Annotated in this window: 10 protein-coding genes; 1 reads left to right on the top strand and 9 read right to left on the bottom strand. The window is 42.6% G+C overall.

Annotated features, from left to right (window positions below; all coding sequences use genetic code 11):
• From F6J99_RS36930 to F6J99_RS36970, 9 genes are all read right to left on the bottom strand, one after another.
• On the bottom strand, positions 1-668 hold a 668-nt coding region (locus F6J99_RS36930; RefSeq protein ID WP_293120716.1), incomplete at its 3' end, for a calcium-binding protein.
• Positions 669-784: 116 nt separating this feature from the next.
• Positions 785-1,489, bottom strand: coding sequence for a head GIN domain-containing protein (locus F6J99_RS36935; protein WP_293120718.1), 705 nt, complete (start codon positions 1,487-1,489; stop codon positions 785-787).
• A gap of 166 nt (positions 1,490-1,655) precedes the next feature.
• Positions 1,656-2,423: a peptidylprolyl isomerase gene (locus F6J99_RS36940; protein ID WP_293120720.1), complete on the bottom strand. Its 768-nt coding sequence runs from the start codon at positions 2,421-2,423 to the stop codon at positions 1,656-1,658.
• A 187-nt stretch (positions 2,424-2,610) separates the two neighbouring features.
• Complete coding sequence (locus tag F6J99_RS36945) at positions 2,611-3,657, bottom strand: aldo/keto reductase (RefSeq protein WP_293120722.1); 1,047 nt, start codon at positions 3,655-3,657, stop codon at positions 2,611-2,613.
• Complete coding sequence (locus tag F6J99_RS36950; protein ID WP_293120724.1) at positions 3,654-4,778, bottom strand: T3SS effector HopA1 family protein; 1,125 nt, start codon at positions 4,776-4,778, stop codon at positions 3,654-3,656. Before F6J99_RS36950 ends, F6J99_RS36945 begins: the two co-directional genes overlap by 4 nt.
• Positions 4,709-5,032: a hypothetical protein gene (locus tag F6J99_RS36955; RefSeq protein ID WP_293120726.1), complete on the bottom strand. Its 324-nt coding sequence runs from the start codon at positions 5,030-5,032 to the stop codon at positions 4,709-4,711. Before F6J99_RS36955 ends, F6J99_RS36950 begins: the two co-directional genes overlap by 70 nt.
• Positions 4,995-5,123, bottom strand: a complete 129-nt coding sequence (locus tag F6J99_RS36960) for a hypothetical protein (protein ID WP_293120728.1) — start codon at positions 5,121-5,123, stop codon at positions 4,995-4,997. Before F6J99_RS36960 ends, F6J99_RS36955 begins: the two co-directional genes overlap by 38 nt.
• Positions 5,092-6,279, bottom strand: a complete 1,188-nt coding sequence (locus tag F6J99_RS36965) for a phosphotransferase (protein ID WP_293120730.1) — start codon at positions 6,277-6,279, stop codon at positions 5,092-5,094. The genes F6J99_RS36960 and F6J99_RS36965 overlap by 32 nt, the downstream gene beginning before the upstream one ends.
• A gap of 547 nt (positions 6,280-6,826) precedes the next feature.
• A complete protein-coding gene (locus tag F6J99_RS36970; RefSeq protein ID WP_293120732.1) occupies positions 6,827-7,078 on the bottom strand; it encodes a hypothetical protein in 252 nt (83 codons plus the stop codon).
• Positions 7,079-7,723: 645 nt separating this feature from the next.
• Between F6J99_RS36970 and F6J99_RS36975 the strand changes: the two genes are divergently transcribed.
• Positions 7,724-8,359: peptidylprolyl isomerase (locus F6J99_RS36975; RefSeq protein WP_293120734.1), on the top strand; the 636-nt coding region annotated here is incomplete at its 3' end.

Here is an 8,359-nt window from a genome sequence, read left to right on the forward strand (position 1 = left end):
TCCTCGGTAGTATCAAAATCCGTAATCAGAGCATAGTCATCATTCCCTGCTTCATCATACTGAATCACAGTAGTTTCACCGACAAATTGAGACTTTCCCCCGAGCACGAATCTATCGGCTCCCTCCCCACCACTAAGAGTATCAATGCCAGTGGTATCACTGACATTGATAGTAGTAGAGCTACCCTCTTTAGACAATAAAATACCTCCACCTGTGAGAGTGTCATCCCCTAACCCGCCAGAAATCGAGTCATCTCCACTCAGGCCAGCGATAATATCGTTACCTTCCCCACCATCAAGAGTATCATTTCCTATTCCACCTAAAAGAATGTCATCATCTTCTCCTCCAGAAAAGGAATTATTACCACTAATGCTAGTCAGAATGTCACTACCCTTGCCACCGTTGAAAGTCGCACTGGTTGCTCTACTCACCAGAATGTCATTGCTTCTCCCGCCAAAAATCTGATTTCGACTAAAGCTGCTATTGAACGAAGAAATGCCGACTCTAGGTTTCAAAAGCGATGCAGCGCGGTCTTGGGGGTTTCCCCCATGAGCGACTGCATCAAGAAAGGAACGAGGATTGAATTCATCTAGCTTGATGCCAAAGTCAGATCCAGAAAAAAAACTATCGTCATTTACGTCAAAAAAACTAATTCTAGATAAAATCATTGTTTTTACTCCTTAAGCTGTTGTGCATTTAAACTGTATATTAGTGAAATCACATTAAAAAGATAGATCCCAGTCCCCTTTTGCCTTTTGCCTTTTGCCTTTTGCCTTTTGCCTTGCTAAAATTTAGTAATTGAACCTAATCCTAATATGTTTCTAATTACGGTTTTGGGATTGCCGTAATAATTGATATTTCCTAAGCCAAATACACTAGCATTAAGCTTTTCAGTGGCATAAACATCTACTTGGGAAGCACCAAATAGGTCAACCTTAGCTTTTGTAGACGAAAGATTTTTACCATTGACATCAACGGCTCCATATACCTTTAGATATAGCTCTTTGGTCTTGCCATATAGTTCAGTATTGCCGCTCCCATTTACCTTAATATTTAACCGCTTATTATTGACATTGTAAACTTTCACATAATTAGCGCCATGGGTAGATAGTTGGTCGATATTTTGGGTAGATGCTTTAATTTTTAAGATGGTTTTAGGAGAAATACTTTTTTCAGGATAAATGAATAGAGTATTATCCCTGACTTCTGTAATAATTAGGGGCAAGATATTATCATCACCGCTAATTTCAAGATTGGTAGTTTGCTGACTAACTAGTTCAATCTCATAACTACCACTAACGTCAATCGCAGTAAAAGGACTAACTTTTCTGCTTTCCGTTTTTAAAACACTACTACCTTGAACACTCATCGTATTAAGCTGACTAACAACTGGTGCTTTAACTGGATCAAGCCAACTACTATCTAACCCAATAACTGAGTTAAACCCACTAACAGCTAATGCTAGTAAAACAGGTATCTTAGATAACATTGTTTTTTTTACTAACCCCCTTTTGCTTAACTTCAGCTACTCCTTAATTCCCAGGATTCATCTGCTTCCTTTGTCAGTAGCCAGCTATCAGCGATCAGCTTATGTGCTACGCACACGCGTGCGCGTTCAGCTATCAGCTGACTGCTGATAGCTAAATGCCGAATGCTTACGAATTTTCTACAGAATTAGTCTGACTTTGCTCCTGTAACCAATTCTGAAATAGAGATTCTAAAATTGCCTCTCTAACTGATTCACTTAGTTCCGTTGGAAACCACTTCTCAACTCTGAGAATGTGATAGCCAAGTTTAGTTTGAATCGGTCCTATCACTTCACCTTCTTTAGCGTCATAAATCCCTTTGGCAATGTCTTGGGAAAGTTCTACTAGAAAGCGAATCCCGACAAAACCGCCATTGTCTTGAGACTGTTTACCCTTCGAGTGTTCCAGTGCTAAAGCACAGAAAGAAGCGTTGTCATAGCGGAGTGCTTTAACTATTTTCAAAGCCTGGGCTAGGTCAACCACAAGAATTTGAGAGAGGGCTACTCGTCTATAGTTTTCGCGATTGCTAAGATAATCCCCATCGACAGCTCCTCCAAACAGATGCTCTTTTAATTTTTTCGTCAACAGCTGGACTTTAATTCCTTCAGACCACTCTTCTACAGTAATCTTCTGCTGAGAAAACCAACTATTGGTTTCAGTAACCCCTAGCAACTTGTGCTCTACACGAAAAGCATCTCCAGCCGCTTGCCATTCCTGATCGGAAACTGTAATACTAAATTCCTCACACAGATTCAAAATCAAAGCATCTTGTTCAGCTAAGGTAGAAATTTCACCAAATTTCCTGGAACGGCGCAGGTAAGCAATAATATCTGCATCCGTTGCTGGAGAAGTTTCTACTACTACCGGTTTTTCTAAGGTTTCTGTTGTTTTTTTCATGGTTTTTTGTGATTAATCAATGGTGTAGTTTAACAGTATAAATTCTGATAGCTATCAGCTTAAGCGCTACGCGCACGCGTGCGCGTTCAGCAGTCAGCAGTCAGCTTAAAATAAACCTCAAAAGGGAAAATTTAATAGGCTGATTAGCTTTGTGGCACAGGCTTCTAGCCTGTGACATAACGACTAACTATCTCTTTGAGCCACTAACAACAGGATCAGCTTGGTAAATCAAACGTTCAGGTGGAATTTCTTCGATGTTGATGCGGTTGCGATGTAAATCGCCATAGAGATTGAGATAGTTTAGTTCAGCCTGGGTTAGTTTTCCTTTTTGAATACCTTTGATCGCTGCATCAACTTGTTCACGAGAGGTCCAACCTGCCAAAGCAACATCCACACAGTTCTGACTTAAAGAATAGCGATATAAATCTGGTACTGAAGGTATCCAGCAGTGTTCTGGTAGATCCTCCGGGGGAGTCCAAAGAACACTCTGCATTCCCGCTGACTTAAACGTCACAATACCCTGTCGCTGGGGGTCTTCGGGAGCTAGATCTGCAAAGACCTTTTGCTGAGCAGTGCGGTGAGCAACATTATGGCGAACCATAGCCACATCTAATAAAGGGCTATTTAGCCACTTTCGGGCAAGATCGTGGTCGTGGAATGACGCACCAATATAGCGCACAGCACCCATTTTTTTGAGACGTTCTGAGGTTTCAAATACTCTTTCTATGGTGCGCTGATACACTGTATTGGGACCGCGTAGATCGTTAGAAATATTCAAGCATTTCTCGAAATTATCCCCATTGTCAGCATCAATCCAACCCCAAAAAAATATATCAATGTAGTCAATTCCCAAGTCTACAAACTGATCGTATAGATAAGTCAATATGGAATCGGGACTCCTGGTCATATAACTTACCGTTGCCAGAACGACCTGCTCTCGAACTGAGGAACCCCGTCCACACAGCTGGCGCAGCGCCCCAGCCATAGAACTGTAGAGATAGTGATGTAGATCGCTAGAGTAAAAAAAGTAGTTGATTCCTTGATCAAAGGCGTAGAGAGTATCCTCACTAGAAATGTGTCCCCCACCACCTAATCCCAGACAGCTCACGGTTAAGTCAGTGCGTCCCAGTTTGCGGTAAAAAGGTAAATCTGACTTTGGGAATTTAACTCTAGCAGAAAGCGCTTCTTGAGCAGGGGATGGGGTGATGGTGGTTGTCAGATCAGTTAACTTCATAAATCTAAGGGAGTATAGATGTCTTCAGATTCGGAATTTAAGTAACACTGCTGCAATTCAATCTCCAACAAAGAGAACTGTTGGAGAATTGCTGCCATGCGAGCTTCTGGAGAATCGTCCCCTTTTTGGTGAGCTTCCAATAAGCCATTAGCAACAATTTGACAGCGGTTCATACCGAAACTTTCTTGGTCAGCAAATTTCTGGTCTGGTTCTTCCGCTAACCCCAATCCTGGCGCTAGGAATTTGGTGAACAGGGGTACTTCTGGCTTAAAATGGGATTGGTGTTCTGTATAAACCTTCTGAAGCACTAACCGCACTGCTTCATAGTCGTTGTTGTCAAAGTAGAGTACTCCTGAGTCGTAGCGGTTGTAATCCTCAGGATTATAGAGAACCTTAAAAGAGAATGGCACCGGGATTTGATTTAACTGTTGCGTCAGGCTACCCATTACCGCCACTGCACCTTCAGCGGTTAAGTTGAAGTAGATGCGGACAATTTCACCTTCACTATCTGGATGCCCATGGTCATAGGTACCCAGATTACCGACTGCCATATAGAATCCGTTTTGTACCAGATTCGGAGGTAGCAAAACCGCAACGTCGTCCCCAACAGCGGGAGATTGTGCTTCTGGTTGTAAATGCTCCTCCGGCTCGATATGTAGAGTTAAACCCCCCTTATTTACTGCCAGGGTACCATCACTTTCTTGCCTTAGCACCAGCCAATCGGGGTCAAAGTAGCCTTCACCAGTATTGCTTTCATCCAATCGTTGGTAGAATTTTAAATCTATCCCCAGGTAAGTATTGTTTTCTAAATTTTGATGCAGTGTCAGGTCATCTGAATCGCCATTGAGGGCTAGACCATCTTTTAGCGAACCGTTGTAGTAAAGCCCGTAGAGAAAACTCCGCAGTTGCAAACTCAGATACTTTTTTTGCAAGTCTAAAGACAATTCCCCAAAGCGTTGTACTGCCTCAGCTGGAAGTTCCAAGGGTTTGTAATCTCGATGGCGAATAGAAAAGTTGGACTCCTGAATCTCAAGCTGCTTTACCATATCTTCTAGGGCAGTTCGCAGCTGCTCAGGTACAGCATCTGGCAGTTGATTTGGTAGTGATTCAAGTAATTGCATGGTTTTGTGGTTTGAAAATTGTTATTTGTTATTGCAAAGGGAGTAGGGAGTAGGGAGTAGGGAGTAGGGAATAGGGAATAGGGAATAGGGAATAGGGAATAGGGAATAGGGAGTCGGGAGTCGGGAGTCGGGAGTCGGGAGTCGGGAGTCGGGAGTCGGGAGTCGGGAGTCGGGAGTCGGGAAAAAATCCTGTTTACTTCATAGCTATGAAAAATGCTATGACTCCCCATCTCCCCATCTCCCCATCTCCCCATCTCCCCATCTCCCCATCTCCCCACACTGTTCCGGTGATCCGCTGTTCCCTACTTTGACTTTAAACTTGGTGCAAGATCTGATTAAGACCAATTAGTTCTGATTCTGAGATACCAAAAACTGTTTGGATGGATGCTTCTGGACGGCATAACAAGCTCTTGGCTACTTGAAGCATGCAGATCCCTGTATTTCCAAAGGATTTCTGGTACTCAATTATTGACTGGATGGTTTGAATCAAGGCTAGACCAGAAAATTGCATCACTCGCTGCAAAAAATTAGGGTAGCGCTCTAAAATTTCAGGAAAGCGATCGCAATAAGTCCGAATCAGGGCAGCTATGGAAGGTTGGATCTGTTCCAGGGGAGTCATCGCTAGATTCAATGCTTCTTCGATATCAATCGACTTACTCACCGCTAGACTACTTAGCCAAATGGTCAGGTAACTGGTGATAATTGAGCCTAAATCAAAGGCTGGGTCTCCCCAACTAGAGCGCTCCCAGTCAATCAGTCTAAGTCCAACGATGCCATCTGACTCTGGGGCTGACGTTGCTTGCTCCCAATCGTTGGGTAACAGGATATTGTTCAACTTCAGGTCATTGTGAACCAGACAACAAGCATCAAAACTATTACTCAGTTTAGCGATCGCTTTTCCGAGGCTATCGTAGCGCTGATAGAGAGCAAAGAATTTCAGACCATCTGCGGGTACTTGACTAAATATTTTCGGACCAATTCGTTCCAAATTCTTGGTCATATTCTGAGCCTGAGCCGGGGATGGAGCTGCTGATTTTTCCGATAAAAAGTCCTGATAGTCCTGACTACCTAAGGTGGCACGATGAATATTAGCTAGCATCGCTCCAATTGAGCTAGCGATCGCTTTCGGAAAGAGATTCTCTTTACCGTAGAACTCGCTTAAGTCTTGATAGTCACTCAGATAGTTAAAAACAATAATCGAATTATCTGGATCGAAATGGAGTACCTCAGGTAGCCAAGACCCCAGGTGATTTACCTCTGGGAATTGTCGTAAAAACTCTTGAGAGCGCCATTCCTTCAAAAACTCACCTACAGTTTCACCGTCTTGGTCATAAGGCTCTTGTTTAACTAGGAGCTTACGACCTTCTGGCAAGGTCAGGAGCAAATTAAAGTTCTTGGCAGGCTTGGGCTCAATTTTACCCAGATCTTTTCGGTGTTCAGTACAGATTCCCTGCTCAATCAGGTACTCGAAAACATTTTTAGAACTTAATAAAAATGCCATAGTTTTTTTAAACTAAAAAAATTAACAAAAAAAATAATTGCTGACGGCTGACAGCTGAACGCCCACGCGTGAGCTAAAAGCTCACGGCTGTTCGCGTAGCGTGCGCCTAGCGCATTAGCTGACACCATCATTAATTATTTATCTTTAGTTATTCAGACCAAAAAGTCAATAGAATCAGCTTTACTTTTTGGACATAAGGTATTGATTAAAGTCTGATGGTTAGGGATTTTTGCAAATCATCAATCGGAGCCACAAGTACTCCGACTGAACTAACTTCTTGCACCATTGTCCATCAGCCCTACAACCCGCCGGTGGTTAAAACGACCGACTAACCGATAAAGTCCATTAAAATAGATAGATCCCCCCCCTTAAAAAAGGGGGGAAACTGAAATCATAATGTGGCCAACATTGATTCCTAGGTCAGAGGAATTGATTGATCAGCCAGGGATTTAAACCCTGGCTGACGACTCACATTAGCGCAAGATATCAGTTACAACCGACTTCGTAAAGAGGGAAATTCCTTTACTTAAGGAACTTAGTGCTTACCTCAGCCACCGGTATTCACCGAGACAACTGAGTTGCCGGTAACGACACTGTTGCTCACGATACTAGCGGTCTCTATACTCTGGACGCTTTGTACAGTCGGGAAACTACCAAAGCTAAAGGAGAAGCGAGAGAACCTTCCTCCTAAAACCATGTCCATTTCTTGACCATCGCTTAGCTCATTCAGGAAGCTTTCGGAGTCTTGGAATAGCTCTGAACCAGCAGGACGAAGTTCAGCGATTTTAATACTAGACATTTTGATTTCTCCTTACTTTCAGATGTTAGTTCTTCAGTTAGCATGCAACTATTCATGACTAGTAAGCTTGCTAACTTCTTAATTTCATAATCGTACCTACAAAACGAAAAGTCAATAGTTTTTATAGTTATTTTTGGACTTAAATCAAGCATATTTTCGACATAAATAAATCATTTTAATCTACTAATACAAGACATAACTTATAGAATTAGTCTTTTATTATTAGACATAAGTAAGTGACTTATATCTTTCTTGAGGATAGCAAGACACAATTCAATTAATTATGTCTTATTTAAACAAAAACTCATCTTTTGTTCAGACATAATTAAAAGATGGATGGCTAGAATAAAAATTGATGAATTAGTTCAACCCTAGTAGTCTGTCAATTGTAAGCATTCAGCTATCAGCTTATGTGCTACGCACACGCGTGCGCGTTCAGCTATCACCCTTGGCCTGTGGCCAGGCTACTTGAGGTGCTTTTGAAGAAAATAAGCTGACCGCTGACCACTGACAGCTGACTGCTGACTGCTTACTGTCAATTTAGTTTTTAGGGTTAGGCCAAGGTGTTACGTATTAGGTATAGTGTCTAGTGCCTCATCCAACTAACGATTGAGTTTAAAATTAAGTAAAATTCAGCAGTATACTATGCAAAGCTTGATTACTATTGACCAGAAAGCTCTTTTTGAACATGTCAGGCTCTCTTGCCAAATTCCTACCTTACTTGAGGGCATCGTTACTTGCAAGATTATTGAGTCAGCAGCAGCAGAGGCTGGGATTCAAGTGGAGCCGGAAGAACTCCAACAGGCAGCAGACGACTTCCGTCTTGCTACTGAACTCCATAACACTGACGAGACTTGGTCGTGGCTGCAAAAACATCATCTATCTCTGGATGATTTTGAAGCATTGATTTATACCAACACCATCGCTGACAAGGTCGCTCAACATCTGTTTAACGATCAAGTTGAGTCTTTTTTTTATGAGCACCAGCTTGATTATGCCGGAGTCGTCATGTACGAAGTGGTTTTGGAAGACGAAGACTTAGCCTGGGAACTCTTTTATGCCTTCAAGGAAGGGGAAATCAGTTTCCATGAGATTGCTCGCCAACATATTCAGGACGTCTCACTGCGCCGCTCTGGGGGATATCGAGGAATACTACAGCGCCAACAACTCAAGCCAGAGATTGCGGCTGCGGTCTTTGCTGCCACTCCGCCCCAGATTCTCCAACCCATTGTGACCTCATCTGGAGTACACCTGATTTTGGTTGAGGAAATCATTCAACCG

This window comes from Moorena sp. SIO4G3 (assembly GCF_010692305.1).
Taxonomy (GTDB): Bacteria; Cyanobacteriota; Cyanobacteriia; order Cyanobacteriales; family Coleofasciculaceae; genus Moorena; species Moorena producens_A.

What these genes read in the sequence shown, in the direction of transcription:
- F6J99_RS36955 (WP_293120726.1), bottom strand. Translation starts at nt 5,032, where the DNA reads ATGGGGAGATGGGGAGATGGGGAGATGGGGAGTCATAGCATTTTTCAT.
- F6J99_RS36965 (WP_293120730.1), bottom strand. Translation starts at nt 6,279, where the DNA reads ATGGCATTTTTATTAAGTTCTAAAAATGTTTTCGAGTACCTGATTGAG.
- F6J99_RS36950 (WP_293120724.1), bottom strand. Translation starts at nt 4,778, where the DNA reads ATGCAATTACTTGAATCACTACCAAATCAACTGCCAGATGCTGTACCT.
- F6J99_RS36970 (WP_293120732.1), bottom strand. Translation starts at nt 7,078, where the DNA reads ATGTCTAGTATTAAAATCGCTGAACTTCGTCCTGCTGGTTCAGAGCTA.
- F6J99_RS36940 (WP_293120720.1), bottom strand. Translation starts at nt 2,423, where the DNA reads ATGAAAAAAACAACAGAAACCTTAGAAAAACCGGTAGTAGTAGAAACT.
- F6J99_RS36945 (WP_293120722.1), bottom strand. Translation starts at nt 3,657, where the DNA reads ATGAAGTTAACTGATCTGACAACCACCATCACCCCATCCCCTGCTCAA.
- F6J99_RS36935 (WP_293120718.1), bottom strand. Translation starts at nt 1,489, where the DNA reads ATGTTATCTAAGATACCTGTTTTACTAGCATTAGCTGTTAGTGGGTTT.